Genomic DNA, 20915 nt, shown 5'->3' on the forward strand with positions numbered 1-20915 from the left:
AGAGCGAGATCTTTTCGGCTACGCATTGATGACGCCCGCGCAGCGTGCAACGACAGCCTGCCGTGTCAGCAGCACGGCAGGCTGTTACTCCTACTTCACGCCTCCGGCGGTGACGGAGACCTGCAGTTGACGCTGGAAGATGATGTAGACCACCAGCACCGGCGCCACCGTGATGACCACGGCCGCGAACAGCGCGCCGAAGTCCACCGCGTAGCCGGCCTGCGATGCGAACGAGGCCATGCCCTGCGAGAGCACGTAGTTCTTCGAGTCGGTGTTCAGCGCAACGGGGAGCAGGAACTGGTTCCACAACCCCAGGAAGTTGAAGATGGCGACCGACGCCATCCCCGGCCGCGCCATCGGCAACATGACCGAGAAGAACGAGCGCCACTCACCTGCCCCGTCGATCTGCGCCGCCTCGTAGACCTCGCCCGGCAGCGCCTTGAAGAAGCTGTGCAGGAAGAAGACGGTGAACGGCAGCGCGAACGCGACGTAGGTGATGATCAACCCAGGCAGGGTGTTGAGCAGCGCGAGGTTCTTCAGCACGAAGAACAGCGGCACGATCGCCAGGAAGACCGGGAACGTCAGCCCGGCCAGCATGGAGTAGTAGATCAGCCGGTTGCCGGGGAACGAGAACCTGGCCAGCACGTACGCGCACATGGCGCCGAGGATCATCACCAGCACCAGCGCGCAGCCGACGACGACCACCGTGTTCACGAAGTAGCGACCGATGCCGGCCGTCGTCCAGGCGTTGGCGTAGTTGTCGAAGCGCAGCGTACTCGGCAGCGCCAGCGGGTTGCCCAGGACCTCCTGCGTCGACTTGAACGAGGACAACAGCGTCCACAGCAGCGGCAGGATCACCAGCAGCGACCACAGGATCAGCGCGATGTGGGCGGTCGTGGCCACACCCCTGCCCTCGCGGGACCGGTGACCGGGTGCGCGGGACGCGTCGACGACTCCGGCCCGGTCGGCGGTAGTGGTGGTCATCGGCGTACCTTCCGCTCACGTCCGCCGGTCAGGGCGTTCACTGTGAAGACCAGCAGCGCGAACAGCATCGTCACCGCGGCCAGGACCACGCCCATCGCCGTCGAGTAGCCGAACTGCCCCTTGGTGAAGGCCGTGGTGAAGAGTTGCTGGGGCATGACCAGCGTCGAGTTCTGCGGCCCGCCGCCGGGGTTCAGCGCCTGCATGTAGACGAAGGCGTCCAGGGCGGCGATACCGAGATAGATGTACGCCGTCTGCACGTTGTCCCGGATCAGCGGCACCGTCAGGAACACCGCCGTTCGGAACCGGCCGGCGCCGTCGATCCGGGCTGCCTCGAACACCTCGGGTTCGATGCCCCGGATGGCGGCGATGAACAGCACCATGTAGAAGCCGACGAAGCCCCAGATCATCACGAACATCGACGCCGGCATCGCGGTCCGCGCGTCACCGAGCCACGCGTAGTTCTCGAACTGGTGCAGGCCGATCTTCGACAGCATCGCGTCCAGGACACCCGAGCCCGGCGTGAACACCTGGGCCCAGATGATGCCGATGACGATCGCGGGGATCACGTACGGGAAGAAGGAGACGATCCGGTAGAAGCCGGAGTTGCGCAGGCCGCGGACGGTCCCGGTGCCCGAGCCTCCGACCGTCACCAGCGTGGCCAGCGTCAGCGCCAGCACGATCGTCACCAACGGCACGACGATCGCGAGTTCGATGTTGTTGCGGACGGCCTTCAGGAAGATGTCGTCGTGGAAGAGCTTGACGTAGTTGTCGAAGCCGACGAAGTTCTGCCCCGCGCTGAACCCGGACCAGTCGGTCAGCGAGTAGTACAGGGCCTGCACGAACGGCGAGACCACGAAGATCACGAACACCGCCAGCGGCAGGCCGAGGAACACGACCATGAAGCTGACCCGGTCGAAGGTCAGCGGCCGGCGCCGCCGGGGGGCCGTCCCCCGGCCCCGCCGGGGGGCGGACCGCTCGGGCCCGCCCTCCGGCACGACATCTTGCGTCACGGTCACTTCGTGACCGGGATCTTCTTGACGGAGCTGTCGTTGCGCACCTTGTCGGTGATCTGCTGCAGGCCCTTGGTCAGGCCGGCCGCGTCGAGCTGGCCGGACAGGAACGAGTTCCAGACCACGAGGTTGTCGGTGTTCATGCCGTACAGGCCGACGAACTGGTAGTCGAAGATGTTCGTACCGGCGGCGTCCAGCATCGCGATCTGCGACTGCAGCGCCGTCGAACCGAAACCGTCCGCGGGAACCAGACCCTTGACGATCGTCGGCGCCAGCCGCGTCTTGGCGAAGTTGGTCGCCGCCTCCTTGGACAGCATGGCCCGCAGGAGCTCCTTGCCGCCCGCGACGTTCTTGCCCTTCGACGGCACGATGAACGGCTCGCCGGCCGCGCTGCGCAGCGCCTCGTACGGCAGCTTCGGGCTGTCGGTGAGCGTGGGCTCCGGAATGCCCTTCATGGCGAAGCCCGACTTCGTGGCCTTCTTCATCTCGTTCTCGATCCAGGAACCCGAGGGGTACAGGATCGCCTGCTGGTCGTTGCTCCACTTCGCCTGCGCCGCGGTGAACTGGGTGCCGGCCCCGCCGGGGACGAAGTAGCCGTTCTTGACCATGGTCTCCATGGCCTTGAAGACGCCCTGGATCTGCGGCTGCGACCAGCAGTTCGCCTCCAGGTTCCCCAGCGCCAGCCGGACCTCGTCGCCACCCTCCTTGATCGCGGAGTCGACGGCCAGGGTGTGGTAGTAGGTCGCGGCCTCCTTGCCCCAGACGAACAGGTACTTGCCCTTCGCCTTGGCCTTCGCGCCGAGGTCGAGCAGCGCGTCGTAGGTCTTCGGCAGCTCCCAGCCGTTCTCCTTGAACAGGCTCTCGGAGTACCACAGGCCGTAGAGCGTGAGCACGTAGTTCATGGCGACGAACTTGCCGTCGTAGGTACCGGGGTCCTTGGCGCCGGGGTACAGGGTGTCGGCGATCTTCGTGCCCTCGTAGTTGTTGGCCTCGAAGACGTCGTCCAGCGTCGCGAGCTGGTCCAGGATCGTGCCGAAGCCGATCTGGGCCTTGCCGGAGTTGTCGATCAGGTCCGGCGGGTTGCCACCGACGAAGCGCGGCTGCAACTGCTGGGCGATCTCGGTGGACGGAGCGACCTTGACCGTCGAGCCCGCGTGCTTCTGCTGCACGAGGTTGGCCGCGAACGTCACATAGTCGTAGCCGTACCCACCGTTGAAGATCACCGCGTCAACGGTCGACTTGTCCGCCATACCGAACGGGTTGTCCGCGGTCTTGTCGGCGCCTCCACCGCCGGAACCGCTGTCGTCACTGCCGCCGGTGGCACAGGCGGCCAGCAGCGTACTGCCGCCGGTCGCCAGCAAGGTGCCGACCGCTGCGCGCTGCAGGAACAGGCGCCGCGACAGGTTGTTGGGAGTGGTCATTGGTCCCGCCTTCCAAGGAGTGTTTCACGCAGTACGCCGGATTCGACCGGCGTACCTTGCTTCAAGGGCGTGGTTGTGTTCGTCCCCGCCCGGGATGTTCGCTGACAGGTACACCGGTGGAGTCTCACCGGCGTCGGTGAGCCTACGGAGCACCTCGGCCACCAGCATCTGCGCAATCAGGGCGGCTGTGATGGACGACACGGCGCAGACCTTGCCCCCATCGCCGGGAAGGTCGAGCACGGAGTCGCCGAACGGCGCGTGGTTGTCGAGCACCACATCCGCGAGGTCGATCAGTTTCTTGCCGGACGGATGGCGCGAGTCCATCCCACCGGTGTGTTGCAGCGAGGTGATCGCGATCAGTGGGTGGCCCTTCTCCTTCACCACGGTGGCGAACTCGACGATCGAGCCGTTCACCCCGGAGTTGGAGGCGATCACGAACAGGTCGTCAGGATGCGGCTCGGCCAGATCGTAGAGCCGGCGCGCGATCGACGGATCGCGCTCCAGTTCGCCGCCGCGCAGTACCTCGATCGATTCGCCGCCGAGCAGGACCAGATCACGCAGGGCGATCCGGTTGGTCGCGATCAGGCCGCCGGCGCGGCCGGCGATCTCCATCGCGAGCGCCTCGGAGTGGCCGGACCCGAAGGCCTGGATCACCCCGTTTGCGCGCAATGCCTTGGTCATCAGCTCCGCGGCCTGCTGGATCGGACCGTCGATCTGCTCGGTGACCGCCGTCATGATCGGCGTCAGCGCGTGAACATAGTCCTGCGCGCTCACTCCGCCGGTCTCCCCCGGGTTACTGCTGGCCATCAGCGGCCCCACCCCTCCACTAATGTGTTCGCTGCGACACTCCGGATGCCGACAAGTGCGCAAGTTTGCGGTTTGCTGGACAGAACTTTTCTCAACTGGCAGCTAAAGTCAAGGCTCATCTCACTCTTCTTCCCAGATCGGGACCGTTGCGTGACCTTGTTCTCTTGTGCTTACTAAAGGGCTCTTTTGAGCAGTTTGGAGCATTGCGTATGTCGGTCGAACGCCCGCTGCCGGAACCTGCGGACTCAGTGGTCTTGATGCCAGCATCGGCACTGGTCCTGGGCGGCGACCTCGGCGGCACCTCCACCCGGATCGTGATCGCTGACCATGATGGCAACGTAGTGGGAAGAGGGGCCGCGGCAGGCGGGAATCCGACCAGCCACCCCGCAAGTGCGGCGGCCAACTTCGGCCAGGCGCTTCACGCGGCGCTGACCGGCCTGGATCCGACCGCCGTCAAGGCCGCAGTGGTCGGTGCGGCGGGTGGATCGGCGCTGGGACGCCCGGATGTGAAGGCGCAGTTCGACGCAGCCTGGTCCGGAGTGGGGCTGGTCGTGGAGCCGGACTTCATCGGCGACCTGGAGGTGGCTTTCGCCTCCGGCACGGCTGAGCCTGACGGCACCGTCCTGATCGTCGGCACCGGCAGCAACGCCGGTCTGGTCCGCGATCACCAACTGGTCCGCACCGCGGGCGGCCACGGCTGGCTGCTGGGTGACGAGGGGTCCGGATTCTGGCTGGGCCGCGAGGCTGTGCGCAGTGTGTTGCTCGCTCTCGATCTCGGCGAGCCGATCGGTCTGCTCGGCGAGGCCGTTGTCCAGGCGATTCTGCCGGACCGCGACGAGCAGACAATCGCATTGCGTGAGGGGTACGACGTACTGCGTGACGACCTGATCCGAACGGTGAACAGCCGGCCGCCCGTCCTGCTCGCTGAATTGGCGCGGACGGTGGTGACGGCATACGAACAGAATGACGAGACCGCGCGGGCTCTGGTGAAACGCGCAGCCGAATTGCTCATTGAAACAGTGAGCCGGCTCACGACAACGTCGGACAAAGGCCCAATGGTGCTCGCCGGAAGTGTGGCGGGAGAAACATCACCGGTCGGCCAATTGATCCGGGAAAACATCCATCGGCAGTTCTCCGGTGAGGTCCTGACCGCTCGGGACGGGGTCGGCGGCGCCACCTGGCTGGCCCTCGGCGCCCTCGACCCCGCCCTCGCGACCCGGGAGAACCACACCCGGCTGGTTAGTTAGGGCGTGTCTGATGGTCCAGCGCCGTAGCGAGCAGGTGCTCGGTGCGGTGCATCGGCGTGCTGGAGCGAAGGTCTCGATGCGGAGCATCGTGGCCTTTGCGCCAGTGCGGCGAGGTGCCGTGCCGAGTGCCGCGCAGTAGGCGGGGGACCATCAGACACGCCCTTCAGTCGAAGACGGAGGCTGGGCGGACTTCGACTGCGCAGAACTCGGCTTCCGGGATGGTCGCGGCGATCTCCTCGGCGCGTTCCGGGGAGGCCACGTCGACGAGGAAGACGCCGGCGAGCTGTTCCTTGGCCTCGGAGTAGGGGCCGTCGGTGGTGGCGCGGACGCCCTTGCGGACCCGGACCACCTTGGTGCTGGCCGGCGGTTCGAGCGGGACGGCGTTGATCAGCTCGCCGGACTTGTCGAGCTCCTCGAGGAGGTTCTCGAGCTGCGCGGCCAGCGCGTCGCGGGCCTTCTTCGGCAGCGCCCGGCCTTCCTCGGTGTACAGGAAGGACGGGTGCCCCCAGGTGATCGGGTTGCTGTGAATCAGTAGCAGGTACTTCATGACGGTTCCTTTCGGAGTCTGGGTGGATCTTCGCAGCAGAGGTCGGAGGCCGCCCGGAGGACTCGACATTTCGCGTCCGGGCAGAGTTTGCTGCCCGAAATGTCGAGTCCGCCCGCGGCCCTCCGACGTACCGCTCGCCAACCCACTACGGATCTAAGGTGAGCGAGATGGACGAGATGGACTTCCGGCTGGCGGACGGGCGCACGCTGCATGTGTATGACAGCGCGCCCGGCGACGATGCCCGGCTGGCGGTGTTCTGGCACCACGGCACGCCGAACCTCGGTGCCCCGCCGGCGCCGCTGGCGGAGGCGGGCGAGTGGCTCGGGATCCGGTGGATCTCGTTCGACCGGCCCGGGTACGGCGGATCGACCGCCGCGCCGGGGCGGACGATGGCATCGGTCACCGCGGACCTGACCATGGTCGCGGACTCCCTCGGCATCGGCACCTTCGCGCTGATGGGCTACTCGGGCGGTGGCTCGTACGCCCTCGGTGCCGCTGCGATCCTCGGCGATCGGGTCGAGGCCGTCACCACATTTGCCGCCATCGCGCCATACGACGCGGCCGGCCTCGACTGGTACGACGGGATGATCCCTTCCGGGCTGGCATCACTCCATGCCGCGGCCGCCGGCCGGGAGGCGAAGGTGCGGCACGAGGCCTCGGGAGTCGAGTACGACCCGGAGTTCACCGCCACGGACCTGGCGATGTTCGAGGGCCCGTGGGGCTGGTTGGGTTCGGTCGCCGGCGACAAGTCGATGCCCAACGGTCCCGACGGCCTGATCGACGATGACTGTTCTTATGTAGTGCCCTGGGGCTGCGACCCGACCACCATCACCGCGCCCACTCTGCTCTTCCACGGTCAGACCGACGGCATCATCCCCAGCTCGCACGGGACCTGGCTGGCGCGGAACATCCGCCCGGCCGCCCTCCGCCTCCTCCCCGGCGACGGTCACGTCTCCGTCCTTGCCCAGGCCGAGACCGGCCTCGAGTGGATCCGCGAACAGACCGGCTGACCAGCGGATCTTCTCCCGGTCGGAGATGCTATTCCAAGCAATGGCTTGACATCTCATTCGGTCCGGCGCATATTCCAAGCATGTCTTTGGAGAATGAGCCCCGGCGGATGCGGCTGCTCGACGATCCGCTGGCGATCCGGGCGATGGCACACCCGGTGCGGCTGGATCTGCAGGGGTTGCTCGGGCGGGAGGGGCCGATGACCGCGGCCGATGCGGCACGTCGGCTCGGGATCAGCCAGGCACTCGCCTCACACCACCTGCGGCAGCTGGCGAAGTACGACTTCGTCGAGCCCGCTCCCGGTAAGGACAACCGGGAGCGGCCGTGGCGATTGGTGTCGACGTCGCAGTCGTGGCGCGAGGCCTCCCAGACGCCGGAAGGCGCCGCGGCGGCCGACGTACTCGAGCAACTGCTGGCCGAGCGCGCACTGGAGTCGCTCAGCAGGTGGCAGCAGCAGCGGCCGGCCGAGGACCCGATCTGGCGCGACCACTCCGGCATCGGGCAGAGCGGTGTCTACCTGACCGGCGAGGAACTGGCCGAGCTCGTCGAGCAGATCAACGCCCTTGTGCAGCGGTACATCGACGAGCGGCCGATCGACGACAAGTCCACCCGTCCGGCCGGGAGCCGGCACGTCGCCATCACCCAGATCGTCACGATCACCCCCGAAGAGGAGTAGCGATGAAGGACCTGTGGGGCGTCCTCGCGCGGCAACGCGACTACCGGCTGATGCTGAGCGCCGGGCTGATCTCTCTCACCGGCGACTGGCTGCTGCGCACCGGGCTCGCGTTCCAGATCTACGTGCTGACCGGATCCACGCTCGCGTCCGGCGGTCTGCTGCTGGCGTCGTTCGTGCCACCGGTCCTGCTCGGCTCGCTGGCCGGCGTCTTCGTCGACCGCTGGGACCGCCGTACGACGATGATCGTGACGAACATCCTGAACGCCGTGGTCCTGCTTCCGCTCCTGGCGGTCCGGGACGAAGGCGCGATCTGGATCGTGTACTGCGTCGTGCTCGCACAGAGTTGTCTGCAGCAGTTCTTCACCCCGGCCGAGCAGTCCCTCGTCCCGGCCCTGGTCGAGTCAGAGCAACTCGTGACCGCGAATGCGCTGAACAGTCAGATCCGTGACATCGCCCGGCTCGTCGGCGCCGCACTCGGCGGTGTGCTCGCGGCCGTCGGCGGCCTGTCCCTACTGGCCATCGCCGACGCGGCGACCTTCCTGATCGCGGTCGCACTGGTCGCGGGCATCCGCCACCGTTCCGCGCGCCGTAAAGAAGCACAGTCCGCGGAGCAGGCCGCCGAAGGGGCGATCAAGCGGCTGAAGGCTGAATGGACCGAAGGGCTCCGGCTGTGCGTCGGCAGTGCGGGCATGCGGCTGCTGTTCGGCTTCTGCGTCGTGACCGGCGTCGGCGAAGGCGTGATGAGCACGCTGTTCGCGCCGTTCGTCAGTGCCGAGCTCGGTGGCGACGGGAAGGCGTACGGCCTGATCGTCTCGTCGCAGGCGATCGGCGGCATCGTCGGCGGCCTGGTCGCCGCCTCGGTCGGCTCACGGTTGCCTGCAGCAACAATGCTCGGGGTCGGGTCGCTGCTGTTCGGTCTGGTCGACCTGACGCTGTTCTGCTACCCGCTCGTCTCGGACAGCCTGATCCCGGCGTTCGTCTGCATGATCGTCGTCGGCGTACCGGGTGCGTTCACGATCGCCGGCCTGATGACCGTGCTGCAACGCCTCACCGAGGACCGCATCCGCGGCCGGGTCTTCGGCGCGATCGCTGCCGCCGAAGGTGTCGCGGTGCTGGTCGGCATCGTGGCCGCCGGTGTCCTCGGTGACGCGGTCGGCATCATCCCGGTCCTCGTCTTCCAGGGCCTCGGGTACGTCGTGGGCGGTCTGGTGATCGTCAGTCGGCGGCGGACGCTGGCTCCGCATCCGGAACCGGCTCACCATCTGTCGGCTTGATCAGGTGCACCCGGACGCGGGCGACCCGGCGGCCGTCCATCGCCATCACGATCAGGTTGTGCTCGGCGACCTGGACCTCCTCGCCCGCGGCCGGGACCTTGCCGAGCCGCGCGGCGAGGAACCCGCCGACCGTCTCGTACGGGCCGTCCGGGAGCTCGAGGCCGGTCTCGTCGGCGAAGTCGTCCAGGTTGAGCAGGCCGTCGACCTCGATGTCGCCGCTGCGCAACCGGGTCGTCTCGACGGACTCCTCGTCGTACTCGTCCCGGATGTCGCCGATCAGCTCCTCGACCAGGTCCTCCAGTGTGACGATGCCCGCCGTACCGCCGTACTCGTCCAGCACGATCGCCAGGTGAGTACTGCGGCGGCGCATCTCGGTCAGCGTGGGCAGCAGCTTCGCGGTGTCCGGCAGCATCAGCACCTCGCGGGCCAGGTCGCCGACCCGGACCGAGCGGGACGCGACGGCCGGGTCGAACAGGTCCCGGACGTGGACGAACCCGACGATGTCGTCGGCGGACCCGTTCATCACCGGGTAGCGCGAGTGCGGCCGCTCGGCCGCGAACTTCACCGCCTTGTACGCCGGCATCTCCGCGTCGACGAAGTCCACCTCGGTCCGCGGGAGCATCAGCTCACGCAACTGCCGGCCGCCGGCTTCGAACACGTCGTCGACGATCCGGCGTTCCTCCTCGCCGAGTGACTCGTGCCCGGAGACCAGGTCGCGCAGTTCCTCGTCGGACATCACCTCACGATTCGCGTTCGGGTCGCCGCCGAGTGCGCGGACCACCAGGTCGGTGGACTTGGACAGCAGCCAGATCACCGGGCGGGCGACCGAGGCGATCCGGTCGACCAGCGGCGCGAGGCCGAGGGCGAACGTCTCCGCCCGCTGGAGCGCGAGCCGCTTGGCCGCCAACTCGCCGAGCACGATCGAGACGTAGGAGATGGCGATGGTGATCAGCACCAGGGCGGCCGTGTTCGCGACCGACTCGGGCAGGCCCAGCTTCTGCAGGTGCGGGGAGAGTGAGTCGGCCAGCGTCGCGCCACCGAAGGCGGCGGACAGGAAGCCCATCAGGGTCACGCCGATCTGGACCGCGGACAGGAAGCGGTTCGGATTCGCGGCCACCTTGGCCACGATCTCGCCGCGCCGGCCGCGGTGCGACAGCGACTTGAGCTGGCTCTCGCGCAGGGAGACCAGGGCCATCTCGGCTGCGGCGAAGACCCCACCGATCAGCACGAAGACAAGAATCAGGACGATATTGAGCAGCGTGTCGTTCATGGGTGGGGAGTCCTAGCGCCCTCTCGTGGGATGTCGAGAGGGCGTTCGTTGGGCGTAGTCGTCCATCTACCTACCCTACCGGTGGCAGGTCCAACGATGCATGTTCGAGTTTGTTGGTTTACGATGATTCCTGGCTGACCAGTGTCGGGTCGGCCGGGAGGGTCAATCGATGAACACACCGCGTGGCGCGCGCCGGACGGACACCAAGCTGTCCGACGGACGCGAGCTCAGCTACTACGACCCGGCCGATGCGCCGGTGCGGGTTCCACTGGAGGACACCCGCGGGCTGCCGGCACCACAGCCCCAGGTCGAGCTGCGGACCGACCCGCTGACCGGCGACGTGATCACCTACGCGACCCACCGCAACACCCGGACCTACCTGCCGCCGGCCGACCAGTGCCCGCTCTGCGCGAGCAAGCCGGGCAACCCGACCGAGATCCCGGACCACGACTACAACGTGGCGGTGTTCGAGAACCGGTTCCCGTCCTTCGCCGGCCCGGGCCGGACCGAGGTGGTCTGCTTCACCAGCGACCACAACCAGTCCTTCACCAACCTGTCCCAGGGCCAGGCCCGCCTGGTGGTCGACACCTGGGCCGACCGGACCGCCGAGCTCGGCGCCCGCGACGACGTCGAACTGGTCTTCCCGTTCGAGAACCGCGGCCGCGAGATCGGCGTGACGCTGAGCCACCCGCACGGCCAGATCTACGCCTACCCGTTCCTGCCGCCGCGGATGCGCACCTTGATGACGCAGGCCCGCCGGCACCAGGAAGTTGCCGGCAGCAACCTGTTCGCCGACGTCCTGGCGGCCGAGCGCAAGGAGGGCACCCGGGTCATCGGCGAAAACGGCAACTGGACCGCGTTCGTGCCCGAGGCGGCCCGCTGGCCGGTCGAGGTGCACCTGTACCCGCACCGCCAGGTGGCCGGGATCGACGAGCTGTCGGTCGGCGAGCGCGACGATTTCGCCGAGCTGTACCTCGACGTCCTGAGCCGCCTCGACGGCCTGTACGGCGACCCGCTGCCCTACATCGCGGCGTGGCACCAGGCCCCGGTCCGGATCGACCGCGAGCTCGGCTACCTTCACCTCGAGCTCTTGTCGATCCGCCGGGCCGCGGACAAGATCAAGTACCTGGCCGGGTCGGAGTCCGGGATGGGCGCGTTCATCAGCGACACCCGGCCCGAGGACGTCGCCGAGACCCTGCGGAAGGTTGGTTCGTGAGCTCGTTCGAGGACGTCTTCGGCACCACGCCGGAAGGAAGCTGGCGGGCGCCGGGCCGGGTCAACCTGATCGGCGAGCACACCGACTACAACGACGGCCTGGTGCTGCCGATCGCTCTGCCGAACCGGATCCTGGTGACTGCGTCGAAACGCGACGACGGCCGGATCCGGGTCGCCTCCACCGGGCATCGGGGCGTGATCGAGTTCGCCATCGACGAGCTGACACCGGGTTCGGTCGGCGACTGGGCGGCGTACCCGGCGGGTGCTGCCTGGATCCTGCGGGAGTCCGGCTACGCGATCGGCGGCGCGAACCTGCTGGTCGACTCCGACCTCCCTTCGGGCGCCGGCCTCTCCTCATCCGCGGCCCTGCTGTGTGCGACGTCCGTCGCGCTGCTCGGCCTGCGCGACATCGAGGTCGACCCCGGCGAGGTCGCGCGGCTCGCACAACGCGCCGAGAACAACTACGTCGGTGCGCCGGTCGGACTGATGGACCAGATGGCGTCGATGTGCTGCACGGCCGGTCATGCCTTGTACTTCGACATCCGTGCGATGTCGACCGAGCAGATCCCGTTCGACCCGGCCGCCGACGACCTCGCGTTGCTGGTCGTGGATGTGAAGGCACCGCACCGGCACGTCGACGGCGAGTACGCCGCCCGCCGGAAGAGCTGCGAGCAGGCCGCGGCGGAGCTCGGCGTACCGGCGTTGCGATCGATCGCGTTCGAGGAGCTCGATGCTGCACTCGATCGTTTGCCGGATGACGTCGTACGACGCCGGGTCCGGCACGTGGTCACGGAGATCCGCCGAGTCGAGGACGCGGTCGCGTTGATGCACGCCGGCCGGTTGCGCGACGTCGGACCGTTGTTCACCGCGTCGCACGCGTCGCTGCGGGACGACTTCGAGATCACCGTGCCCGAACTGGACGTCGCGGTCGACAGTGCTCTCGCAGCAGGTGCGCTCGGCGCGCGGATGACTGGCGGCGGTTTCGGTGGCTGCATCATCGCCCTGACCGAGGCGAACGCGGCCGACCCGGTCCTGGCCGCGATCGAGAAAGCCTTTGCGGAACACGGCTTCAACGCCCCCAGCGCCCTGGCAGCGACACCGTCGGCCGGAGCATCGCGCGCCGACCAAGGTGCCCGTTCAGGACGTAGCCGTGGCCGCTCGGACCTCGCGCCGGATCAGCGGGGCGGAGACAACGGTGGCCGCCAGCTGGATCAGCCCCATCACCAGGTAGGGAGTGCGTAGGTCGGTGCGGTGTGCGAGGAATCCCGCACCGACGGCGCCCAGCGGTGCAGCGCAGAACGCGACCATCCGATAGACCGCGGTCACCCGGCCGAGCAGTTCTGCCGGTACGACGCGCTGCCGCAAAGTGATCGAGACGACGTTCCACCAGGTGCTGCCGAAGCCGAGGGCCACCGCGGCCACGGCGACCGGGGCCAGGTCGGACAGTACGCCGAAGCACACGACCGCGACGCCGCTGAGGACCATCGCCCCGATCAGGCTGGTGGAAGTCGAGATCCGTCGGGACAACCGTGGCGCTATGAATGCACCGAGCACACCGCCGATCGCGTAGATGGCGACCAGCCAACCGAAGCCGGCCTGCGGCAGGTGCAGTACTTCGAGGACGTACAGCACCAGGATCGCGACGATGCCGGCGCCGACGGCGTTCACGATCGTGAGCAGCAAGCACAGTGATCGCAGCAGTTTGTGCTGCCAGAGATAGACGAGTCCTTCCTTGAGTTCGCGGCCGAGGTGGCGGTCGGCGTCGACGACGCGAGCCGGCGCGGACTTCCGGACGATCCAGACCAGCAACGCCGCCCCGGCGAACGAGACGGCGTTCAGCAGGATCGGCAGTCCGCGGCTCAGCACGAACAACGCTGCACCCAACGGCGGACCGATCAGGCTCGAAAGCACCACGAGCGAGGCCTGGCTGTAGCCGTTCGCCCGTTCGAGTGAGGCCGGTACGACGACATCGGTCACCACGACCGACGCCGCGTTGTCGAAGAACGGCGCGAGCAGACCGAGCAGGAACGCGGTCAGCAGCAGCAGCGGGATCGTCCCGAGGTCGAGCAGTACGACGGCCGCGAACGCGCCGGCTACCACAGCCCGGATCGTGTCGACGATCCACATCGTCGTCGTACGTCGCCAGCGGTCGACCATCACCCCGGAGATCAGCCCGAGCAGCAGCCAGCCGACGTTCGCGGCCGCCTCGGTGAGCGAGACGATGCGGGGATCGCGGGTGATCGATGCGGCCAGCAACGGCAGCGCGCCGAACATGATCCCGTCACCGGCGAACGAGACGGCGCCAGCGGTCCAGAGAACCCAGTACGGCCTACCGAGCGGAGCCTCCCGGCTCCCTCTCATCCCCGGCCCCTCCCCACTTCTTCTTCTTTTCTTCCCCCACCCCATCAAACCGTCAGCCGACAGCGGCGAGGACTCATGAGGCTATGACCAGATCGCACCCGGTGTCGCGCATCGCTTTGCGGGCTGCGGTGGACAGGCCGGAGTCGGTGACGATGACGTCCAGGTCCGACCAGGTGGCGAACGTACTCAGGCCGACCGTGCCCCACTTGGTGTGGTCCGCGACCACGACCACCTCGCGACTCGCGCCGATGAAGGAGCGATTGGTCTCGGCCTCCATCAGGTTCGGCGTACTCAGACCGTGCTCCGCGTCGACGCCGTGCGCGCCGAGGAACAGCAGGTCGAGATGCAGCGACGCCAGCGCCGCCGTCGCGATCGGTCCGACCAGCGCATCGGACGGCGTACGAATGCCACCGATCAGCACGACGGTCCGGTCGGAGCGGCTGTTGCCGTGGAACACGTCCGCGATCCGAGCCGAGTTCGTCACGACCGTGAGGTTCTCCACCCGGAGCAACTGACGGGCCAGCGCGTACGTCGTCGTGCCGGCACCGATGCCGATCGCGCTGTCCGGCTGCACCCGTCCGGCTGCCTCGGCCGCGATCGCCTGCTTGGCCGCGGACTCCTGCGTCAGCTTGGCGTCGAACCCCGGCTCGTGCGCACTCCGCAGCCCCACCGAGGTGGCACCACCGTGCACCTTGTGCAGCAGACCGCTCGAGTCGAGCGCGTCCAGATCGCGCCGGATCGTCATGTCCGACACGCCGAACCGGTCGACCAGTTCGGCCACGGTGATCGCGCCACGACTGTTGACCTCGGCAACGATCGTGGCCTGCCGCTGGGCGGCCAGCTGCCCTCCCCGGCCCTTCGGAGCCTCTGTTCCAGCTGCGTTCACCCCCACAGAGTAGACGGAGAACGTGCCGCTGTCAGGGAAATGGCATTGCCGCGACGAGGACACCTTGTCACCCTGAAGTATGCGATTTCCCGAGGATGTTCCGGTCCTGACCGATGGCGTGGTGACCCTGCGCGCGCACACGGCCGACGACATCGACTCCGTCTACCAGATGTGCCAGGACCCGGTGATGCAGCGGTGGACCACGATCCCGGTCCCCTACCTGCGCGAGCACGCGGTCAACTTCCTGACCGAGCTCATCCCGGACGGCTGGCGTGACGGCACCATGCGGGCCTGGGCGATCGAGTACGACGGCGGGTACGCCGGGACGATCGACCTGCGCGACGGTGAGGGCGGCGTCGGCGAGGTCGGGTTCGGCGTGACACCGGAGGTCCGCGGCGCCGGGGTGATGACCCGGGCGCTGAAGCTCACCGTCCGGCACGCGTTCGACGTCCTCAACTGGGAGCGGGTGATCTGGCGGGCCTTCACCGGCAACTGGGCTTCGCGCCGGGTCGCCTGGAAGGCCGGCTTCCAGGGCGTGGTCGTCGTACCAGGAGGTGGGCGGGCGCGCGGTGTGCGGCAGGACGAGTGGATCGCCTCGGTCGGCCGGAACGATGCGCTGGAGCCGCACGGCATCTGGTGGGATGTCGCCGTACTCGAAGGCAACGGGCTGCGGTTGCGCCCGTTCCGGTCGACGGATGCCGAGCGGATCGTCGAGGCGTGCAGCGACGAGCGGACGCAGCACTGGCTGGCCGACATGCCGTCGCCGTACACGCTCGGGGACGCGCACGGCTTCATGCGGACCCGGCAGGACAACCTCGCGTCCGGCAACGGGGTCTCGTGGGCGATCGCCGGCCAGGAGACCGACGAGTTGCTGGGTTGCGTCAGCATCTTCGGGATGAGTACCCGGATGGACAAGACCGTGGGCGAGATCGGGTACTGGATGCACCCGGAGGCGCGCGGACGGAAGGTGATGTCGACCGCGGTCGGGCTGCTGATCGACCACGCCTTCAAGCCTGTGGCCGAAGGCGGTCTGGGCCGGCGGCGGCTGGTCCTGTTGGCTGCCGAGGGCAACAGCGCGTCGGCGCACGTTGCCGAGGTCAACGGCTTCACCCAGTTCGGCCGGATGCGGCAGGCGGCGGCACGCCGGGACGGGTCGTACGTCGACCACCTCGGTTTCGACCTGCTCGCGTCCGAGCGGCTGCCCGGCTGACCGCCGTACGGCCGGAATCGGACGGACCCAGGACTTGCGGACTGACCAGTCCGGGCGGTAGTGGTAACCGCCCGAAATCGGTGGAGTACGGCCAGTTGGTGCCAGACCACACCGTTTCCCCTCGCCGTCTCGGCATCTGGCTGCTTGAATCGACGGGTGAGAGATCGTGAGGAGCTGGTCCGCCGCTGGCAGGCCGGGTGGTCAGTCTCGCGGGGCTGGACCACTGTGGAGGACGACAACGACGGCATCTTGACCGTCCGCGCGGGTGAGGAGAACCGCGCGATGGAGTACGTCGTCCTGGATGCCGACGACAAACCGGAACGCGTCGAACGCGCGGCCGAGCTGGCTCTGGCCGAGGGCGGTGGTCGCGGCGCCGGCTGGATCACGCTGGCCACCGACGACAAAGAGGCCCGGATCGAGCAGCTCGAGGATCTCGGCCTCGAGGTCCAGCAGGACCAGGACTGGCTGATGACGATCCAGTTGTCGGAGCAGCCGGCGCTGAAGCTGCACGAGCGCTATGCCCTGCACACCGAGCTCGAGTCCGACCTGATCATCACCCGCGCCACCCTGCACGGCGGCGTGGTGTCGAGCGGGCGGATGGCGGTGGTCGGCGAGGACGCCGTGGCGGACCGGATCGAGACCGATCCGGCCCATCGGCGGCGCGGTCTCGGCAGTGCGGTGATGGCTTCGCTGGTCGAGACGGCCGCGGCCCAGGGCGCAAAGCGCGGCATCCTGATCGCGTCCATCGACGGCCTGCGGCTGTACCGAAGCCTGGGGTGGAAGGTCGTGGCGGACATCATCATCGCCCGCTCTCGCTGACCTCACGTTCAAACGCATGAGTTTGTCAAAGCTTCGTGAAGTGCGGCCTGGGCGAGGAGTCGCGCCGTAGTGCCGTGGGCAAGGCTGCACACCATGACGAACCACAAACGATCGCTCGGTAGCGGAGTGGTCGGTCCCGTCCTCGCGTCTCTGTCCGCCCTGATCCTGCTGATGGGTGTCGGGTGGTTCGTGCTGCGGGACACCGGTTCGGGCAAGCCGACCAGCCAGGAGCAGCCGATCACCTCGGTCACCGACGACGCCTCGTCGACGCCGATCAGCCCGAGCACTCCGGCGTACACCCCGAGTCCGACGCCGACACCGCCGAAGGCGACGCCGACGCGGCCGAAGACCAAGAGCCCGACGCCGACGCCGATCCGGAAGAGTACGGCGCCCAGCCGCGACGCCACCCGGAAGCCGTCGCCGAAGCCGAGCCACACCTCTACTCCGCGGCCGACCAGGACGACAACGAAGCCGCCGTCCGGTGGGTCGGGCACCGCCGAGGCGCAGGTACTGTCGCTCACCAACAACGAGCGGGCGAAGGCCGGCTGCGGGCCGCTGCGGATGAACAGCGCACTGACGAAGGCCGCCGAGGCGCACGCGTCCGACATGGTCAACAAGCACTACTTCGCGCACGACAGCCTGGATGGCCGCAGCCCGTTCGACCGGATGAAGTCGGCCGGCTACAGCGGTGGCGCGATGGCCGAGAACATTGCTGTCGGCTACTCCAGCGCCGCGGCCGTGGTGAAGGGCTGGATGAACAGCCCCGGTCACAAGGAGAACATCCTCAACTGCACCTACAAGTGGCTCGGCGTCGGATACGACTCCGGCCAGGTCAAACCGGACTGGTCCAACGGCTCCTGGGTCCAGGATTTCGGCGGCTGATCCGCGCTGTTCGCATCGTTGCCACCGGCCCGTGGGCGAGCCGGTGGTAAATCGGTTTCCGGCAATCTTCAGGAATCGTTAAGAGGGGTCGCGGATCTGTAACGGTGACCTATCCCATCGGTTAAGGTCACTGCCTGACACCAGGGGGGACCTGGCTGGACCCGAGGGGAACGACGAAGTACTCGGTACGACGAAAAACGAAGAGGACTCGCCCACCCATGACGGATTCGCCTCCCCCCCGGCGACACCGCGGAACCAGACGCGCGCCCCGGCGTAGTCGCGGCCTGATCGGCCCGATCGTCAGCGCCCTGTCGGTTCTGCTCGCGATCGGCCCGGTGGTCTGGCTGATGTCTCACGACAACTCCACGGTCCAGGACGCGACGAAGGTCCTGAACGTCTCCGAGGACACTCGGCAGGACTCCACCGGCGACGACTCCCGGCCGAAGACGCCGGGCATCACCGTGACGAAGACGCTGCCGAACGGCGCGACCACCATCGTCACCCCGACTCTCGGTGCGGCCGCGTCGACCACGACGTCGTCGGACACGCCGCAGACCAGCGGTACCCCGAGCATCACCCCCACGGGGGGTCTCACCACGCCGACCGACCCGGTCATGACGGTGACGGTGACCCCGGCACCACCGCGGACCACGAACGGCAGCCACCGGCCGAAGCCGCGGCCCAGCCGCAGTACGCCGACCAGGACAGTCACCGAGGACCCGACGCCCAGCGACCCGCCGCAGCCGCCGTCCGGAGGTGGCGGCACCAACTCGCAGGAGCGTGACGTGCTGAACCTGACCAACCAGATCCGGCAGCAGCAGGGCTGCGGTCCGCTCCGGCTGGACAGCGCACTGGTCGAGGCGGCCGGTCGGCACGCATCCGACATGGTTCGCCGGCACTACATGGACCACACCAACCCCGACGGCCAGGATCCGGGCGACCGGATGGCGGCCGCCGGGTACCGCGGTTCCAGCTGGGGCGAGAACATCGCGGCCGGCTACTCCACCGCACAGAAGGTCGTCGCTGCCTGGATGCAGAGCGACGGGCACCGCAAGAACATCCTGAACTGCCGGTTCACCTCGATCGGCATCGGCTACGACTCGGGTCAGGTCCGCTCCGACTGGGGCCCGGGCAGCTGGGTCCAGGACTTCGGCCGGAGCTGAGGATTGTCATTGTGTGGAAAACACCGAGTGTGGCGGAGATGTTGTCTCAGGGTCACAATGTCCGGCCGGTTCGCGGCCGGTCACTGCGGGTAGATCCGTCCTTGTCATGTCGCCGGTCCGTCCTGGGGGGCTCCGGTGAGACGAATGACGAGGCACGTCTTGGGGACGCGACAGTGAAGGGAACAACGACATAATGTCCGAGTCCGGCGACAGCGGCCGGTACAAGCCACGCAGGAAGGCGACCCGCGCCTCCTCGCGAGCAGCCCGGTCCAACCGGTCCACCCCGGCGGAGAACACCACCCCGTCGGCCCCTCCCGAACCACCGCGCTACGCACCACGCCCGACCGACGACGCACCACTCTGGTCCGGCCCCGACACGACCCCGCAGTACGCACCGCGCTCCTCGGGCTTCAGCTCGCCCGAGTCGGGTTTCGGCGGGTCGTCACAGTCGGGGTTCGGCGGGTCGGGCACGCGCGCGGCCGGCTCTCCTTCGTGGGTCACTCAGTCGACGGCCGGTGCGCCGGAGGACGAGGCGGCCGAGAGCGGAGCGCGACGTGCGGCCCGGCGGCCGGCGTCCTCGGACACCCCGCAGTACAACGCGCGCCGGGTGGCAGCCCCCAGGGCCTCGTCCGAATCCAGCGGACGCACGGCCGGGACAGCCGCCTCCGCCTGGGACTTCGCCGCACAAGCGGAGTCCCGCGACCGCGCCTCGGGTACTCCGGCCTCGACGTGGGACTTCGCATCCCAAGCCGAAGCCCGCGCCTCCGAACCACCCACCAGCACGGCCGCCTCCGCCTGGGACTTCACCAACCCCGCCGAAGAACGCTCGGGAGGAACCCCCGCATCTGCCTGGGACTTCACCACCCGAGCGGACTCGGCCGACACGAAGCCCACCAGTTCCAGCGACACAACCGACACGGACTCCAACGCCTGGCCCAGCAGCACGACCGGAACGCAGTACGGCGCTCGGACTGCGGGTCCGACCGGGATCGGGAACGAGTTCGGGACGCTGACCGCGACCGGGACCGCTCACCTGGGCACCAGCCCGCGGACCGGCTCCACGCCACTCGGTGGGTCGCGAACCGGGGCAACAGGGCTTGGCGGTGCTACTGGTACCGCGGACACCACGAGCCGGCTTGGAGCCGGCGAGTCTGCGGGCGCTGGGGCTGAGCTCGGCGCTGAGAGTGCGGCGGGGAACAAGCGGACCGCGGACGCGAGTGGTTCCGGCAGCGGGCGTCGTCTCGGTGGCGCCGCTGCCGGTGGCTCCGGTGGTTCTGCCGCTTCCGGTGGTTCCGGTGGTTCCGGTGGCGGGCGCGGTGGGTCGCGGAGTGCGGCTCGTGCGGCCGCGGCCGGGAAGGCTTCGCGCGGACGACGTTCGTTGATCGCGGTCGCGTCCGTGATCCTGGTGATCACCCCGATCTCCTGGATCCTGCTGCACCAGCCGCAGAACGACCAGGCCGACGCGTCGATCCCGATCGTCACCCGGACCGACGACACCTACATCACCCCGACGACCAAGCCGGTCGTCGCACCACCCACCCCGACGGGTAAGCCGACGGTCCCCCCGTCCGCGACGCCCACGCCCACGGATTCGACGACCCCCAGCACCACGCCGTCGACCACCAAGCCCACCGACCGCCCGACCGCGTCCCCAACCCAGGACCCGACGACGGATCCCACGGCCACCCCCGACGACCGCCCAACCACCACCTCCCCGTCCAAGCCCCCAGCAACGCAGAACCCGCCCCCACCGCCGGCGGATGACGGCAGCATGACCTCGGACGAGCTGGCGCTGTTCACCATGATCGACAACGCCCGCCAGGACAAAGGGTGTGCGCCGCTGAAGCGGGACAGCAACATCACCAGCGGCGCTCGGGACACCGCGGAAAGCAACGCCGAGTCGGGTTCGGTCAACGGCAGCAACGGCTCGATGAGCGAGGCGGGCGGCGACCGGTGGAGCGCCCAGGACGCCTACAACCAGATGATGTCGCAGAGCTCGAAGACGATCCTGAACTGTGGTCACAAGACGCTGGGCGTCGGCTACGGCTCGTCGTCGCACTGCACCAGCTTGCTGTGCCCCCTCACCGGCAAGACCCCCCGGAACGCCTGGGTGGCTGACTTCTCGTAAGACGTAC

At 68.3% G+C, this 20915-nt stretch carries 19 protein-coding genes; 11 read left to right on the forward strand and 8 right to left on the reverse strand.

The window, feature by feature from the left end:
* Positions 1–90: 90 nt before the first annotated feature.
* The 4 genes from E0H73_RS08155 to E0H73_RS08170 are packed head-to-tail and all read right to left on the reverse strand — an operon-like array spanning position 91 to position 4222.
* Positions 91–984 carry a carbohydrate ABC transporter permease gene (locus tag E0H73_RS08155; protein WP_131352876.1) on the reverse strand — a complete coding sequence of 298 codons (894 nt, stop codon included), beginning with the start codon at positions 982–984 and terminating at the stop codon, positions 91–93.
* Positions 981–1994, reverse strand: a complete 1014-nt coding sequence (locus E0H73_RS08160; RefSeq protein WP_238163884.1) for a carbohydrate ABC transporter permease — start codon at positions 1992–1994, stop codon at positions 981–983. The genes E0H73_RS08155 and E0H73_RS08160 overlap by 4 nt, the downstream gene beginning before the upstream one ends.
* Before the next feature lie 2 nt (positions 1995–1996).
* The gene (ngcE, locus tag E0H73_RS08165) at positions 1997–3415 is read right to left on the reverse strand and encodes an N-acetylglucosamine/diacetylchitobiose ABC transporter substrate-binding protein (RefSeq protein ID WP_131352877.1); all 1419 of its coding nucleotides are present in this window, start codon (positions 3413–3415) and stop codon (positions 1997–1999) included.
* 24 nt (positions 3416–3439) lie between these two features.
* A complete protein-coding gene (locus E0H73_RS08170; RefSeq protein ID WP_131352878.1) occupies positions 3440–4222 on the reverse strand; it encodes a sugar isomerase domain-containing protein in 783 nt (260 codons plus the stop codon).
* 257 nt (positions 4223–4479) lie between these two features.
* Between E0H73_RS08170 and E0H73_RS08175 the strand changes: the two genes are divergently transcribed.
* A complete protein-coding gene (locus tag E0H73_RS08175) occupies positions 4480–5469 on the forward strand; it encodes an N-acetylglucosamine kinase (protein WP_238163885.1) in 990 nt (329 codons plus the stop codon).
* A 163-nt stretch (positions 5470–5632) separates the two neighbouring features.
* Here the strand turns inward: E0H73_RS08175 and E0H73_RS08180 are convergent, their stop codons facing one another.
* Positions 5633–6016 carry a YciI family protein gene (locus E0H73_RS08180; RefSeq protein ID WP_131352879.1) on the reverse strand — a complete coding sequence of 128 codons (384 nt, stop codon included), beginning with the start codon at positions 6014–6016 and terminating at the stop codon, positions 5633–5635.
* A 167-nt stretch (positions 6017–6183) separates the two neighbouring features.
* On the opposite strand from E0H73_RS08180, the gene E0H73_RS08185 reads away from it, so the two are divergent.
* The 3 genes from E0H73_RS08185 (at position 6184) to E0H73_RS08195 (ending at position 8974) form a co-directional block, all read left to right on the forward strand.
* A complete protein-coding gene (locus E0H73_RS08185; RefSeq protein WP_131352880.1) occupies positions 6184–7026 on the forward strand; it encodes an alpha/beta fold hydrolase in 843 nt (280 codons plus the stop codon).
* Positions 7027–7106: 80 nt separating this feature from the next.
* Positions 7107–7700 (forward strand): helix-turn-helix domain-containing protein, encoded by a 594-nt coding sequence (locus tag E0H73_RS08190; protein ID WP_131352881.1) that lies wholly within the window; start codon positions 7107–7109, stop codon positions 7698–7700.
* Positions 7701–7702: 2 nt separating this feature from the next.
* A complete protein-coding gene (locus E0H73_RS08195; protein ID WP_131352882.1) occupies positions 7703–8974 on the forward strand; it encodes an MFS transporter in 1272 nt (423 codons plus the stop codon).
* On the opposite strand, the gene E0H73_RS08200 is transcribed toward E0H73_RS08195, so the two are convergent.
* Entirely contained in the window at positions 8916–10244 is a 1329-nt protein-coding gene (locus E0H73_RS08200; RefSeq protein WP_131352883.1) for a hemolysin family protein, read from the reverse strand. The genes E0H73_RS08195 and E0H73_RS08200 overlap by 59 nt on opposite strands.
* 169 nt (positions 10245–10413) lie before the next feature.
* On the opposite strand from E0H73_RS08200, the gene galT reads away from it, so the two are divergent.
* Both galT and galK read left to right on the forward strand, forming a co-directional pair.
* Complete coding sequence (galT, locus tag E0H73_RS08205; RefSeq protein ID WP_131352884.1) at positions 10414–11460, forward strand: galactose-1-phosphate uridylyltransferase; 1047 nt, start codon at positions 10414–10416, stop codon at positions 11458–11460.
* A complete protein-coding gene (gene galK / locus E0H73_RS08210) occupies positions 11457–12701 on the forward strand; it encodes a galactokinase (RefSeq protein WP_131352885.1) in 1245 nt (414 codons plus the stop codon). The genes galT and galK overlap by 4 nt, the downstream gene beginning before the upstream one ends.
* On the opposite strand, the gene E0H73_RS08215 is transcribed toward galK, so the two are convergent.
* The gene (locus tag E0H73_RS08215; RefSeq protein WP_131352886.1) at positions 12597–13820 is read right to left on the reverse strand and encodes an MFS transporter; all 1224 of its coding nucleotides are present in this window, start codon (positions 13818–13820) and stop codon (positions 12597–12599) included. The genes galK and E0H73_RS08215 overlap by 105 nt on opposite strands.
* A gap of 73 nt (positions 13821–13893) precedes the next feature.
* Positions 13894–14706 (reverse strand): DeoR/GlpR family DNA-binding transcription regulator, encoded by an 813-nt coding sequence (locus E0H73_RS08220; protein ID WP_131352887.1) that lies wholly within the window; start codon positions 14704–14706, stop codon positions 13894–13896.
* A 79-nt stretch (positions 14707–14785) separates the two neighbouring features.
* Between E0H73_RS08220 and E0H73_RS08225 the strand changes: the two genes are divergently transcribed.
* From E0H73_RS08225 to E0H73_RS47105, 5 genes are all read left to right on the forward strand, one after another.
* Positions 14786–15916, forward strand: a complete 1131-nt coding sequence (locus E0H73_RS08225) for a GNAT family N-acetyltransferase (protein ID WP_131352888.1) — start codon at positions 14786–14788, stop codon at positions 15914–15916.
* A 156-nt stretch (positions 15917–16072) separates the two neighbouring features.
* Entirely contained in the window at positions 16073–16735 is a 663-nt protein-coding gene (locus tag E0H73_RS08230; RefSeq protein ID WP_131352889.1) for a GNAT family N-acetyltransferase, read from the forward strand.
* 93 nt (positions 16736–16828) lie between these two features.
* Positions 16829–17617, forward strand: a complete 789-nt coding sequence (locus E0H73_RS08235; RefSeq protein WP_131352890.1) for a CAP domain-containing protein — start codon at positions 16829–16831, stop codon at positions 17615–17617.
* 347 nt (positions 17618–17964) lie between these two features.
* Entirely contained in the window at positions 17965–18780 is an 816-nt protein-coding gene (locus tag E0H73_RS08240; protein ID WP_238163886.1) for a CAP domain-containing protein, read from the forward strand.
* A gap of 193 nt (positions 18781–18973) precedes the next feature.
* On the forward strand, positions 18974–20908 hold the full coding sequence (locus E0H73_RS47105; protein WP_238163887.1) for a CAP domain-containing protein: 1935 nt from the start codon (positions 18974–18976) through the stop codon (positions 20906–20908).
* Positions 20909–20915 lie beyond the last annotated feature (7 nt).

It is taken from the genome of Kribbella pittospori (assembly GCF_004331465.1).
Lineage (GTDB): Bacteria > Actinomycetota > Actinomycetes > Propionibacteriales > Kribbellaceae > Kribbella > Kribbella pittospori.

Bases quoted from the DNA above. Each gene is read 5' to 3' on its own strand.
- E0H73_RS08155 (WP_131352876.1), bottom strand. From the start codon at position 984: ATGACCACCACTACCGCCGACCGGGCCGGAGTCGTCGACGCGTCCCGC.
- ngcE (WP_131352877.1), bottom strand. From the start codon at position 3,415: ATGACCACTCCCAACAACCTGTCGCGGCGCCTGTTCCTGCAGCGCGCA.
- E0H73_RS08170 (WP_131352878.1), bottom strand. From the start codon at position 4,222: ATGGCCAGCAGTAACCCGGGGGAGACCGGCGGAGTGAGCGCGCAGGAC.
- E0H73_RS08175 (WP_238163885.1), top strand. From the start codon at position 4,480: ATGCCAGCATCGGCACTGGTCCTGGGCGGCGACCTCGGCGGCACCTCC.
- E0H73_RS08180 (WP_131352879.1), bottom strand. From the start codon at position 6,016: ATGAAGTACCTGCTACTGATTCACAGCAACCCGATCACCTGGGGGCAC.
- E0H73_RS08185 (WP_131352880.1), top strand. From the start codon at position 6,184: ATGGACGAGATGGACTTCCGGCTGGCGGACGGGCGCACGCTGCATGTG.
- E0H73_RS08190 (WP_131352881.1), top strand. From the start codon at position 7,107: ATGTCTTTGGAGAATGAGCCCCGGCGGATGCGGCTGCTCGACGATCCG.
- E0H73_RS08195 (WP_131352882.1), top strand. From the start codon at position 7,703: ATGAAGGACCTGTGGGGCGTCCTCGCGCGGCAACGCGACTACCGGCTG.
- E0H73_RS08200 (WP_131352883.1), bottom strand. From the start codon at position 10,244: ATGAACGACACGCTGCTCAATATCGTCCTGATTCTTGTCTTCGTGCTG.
- galT (WP_131352884.1), top strand. From the start codon at position 10,414: ATGAACACACCGCGTGGCGCGCGCCGGACGGACACCAAGCTGTCCGAC.
- E0H73_RS08215 (WP_131352886.1), bottom strand. From the start codon at position 13,820: ATGAGAGGGAGCCGGGAGGCTCCGCTCGGTAGGCCGTACTGGGTTCTC.
- E0H73_RS08225 (WP_131352888.1), top strand. From the start codon at position 14,786: ATGCGATTTCCCGAGGATGTTCCGGTCCTGACCGATGGCGTGGTGACC.
- E0H73_RS08235 (WP_131352890.1), top strand. From the start codon at position 16,829: ATGACGAACCACAAACGATCGCTCGGTAGCGGAGTGGTCGGTCCCGTC.
- E0H73_RS08240 (WP_238163886.1), top strand. From the start codon at position 17,965: ATGTCTCACGACAACTCCACGGTCCAGGACGCGACGAAGGTCCTGAAC.
- E0H73_RS47105 (WP_238163887.1), top strand. From the start codon at position 18,974: ATGTCCGAGTCCGGCGACAGCGGCCGGTACAAGCCACGCAGGAAGGCG.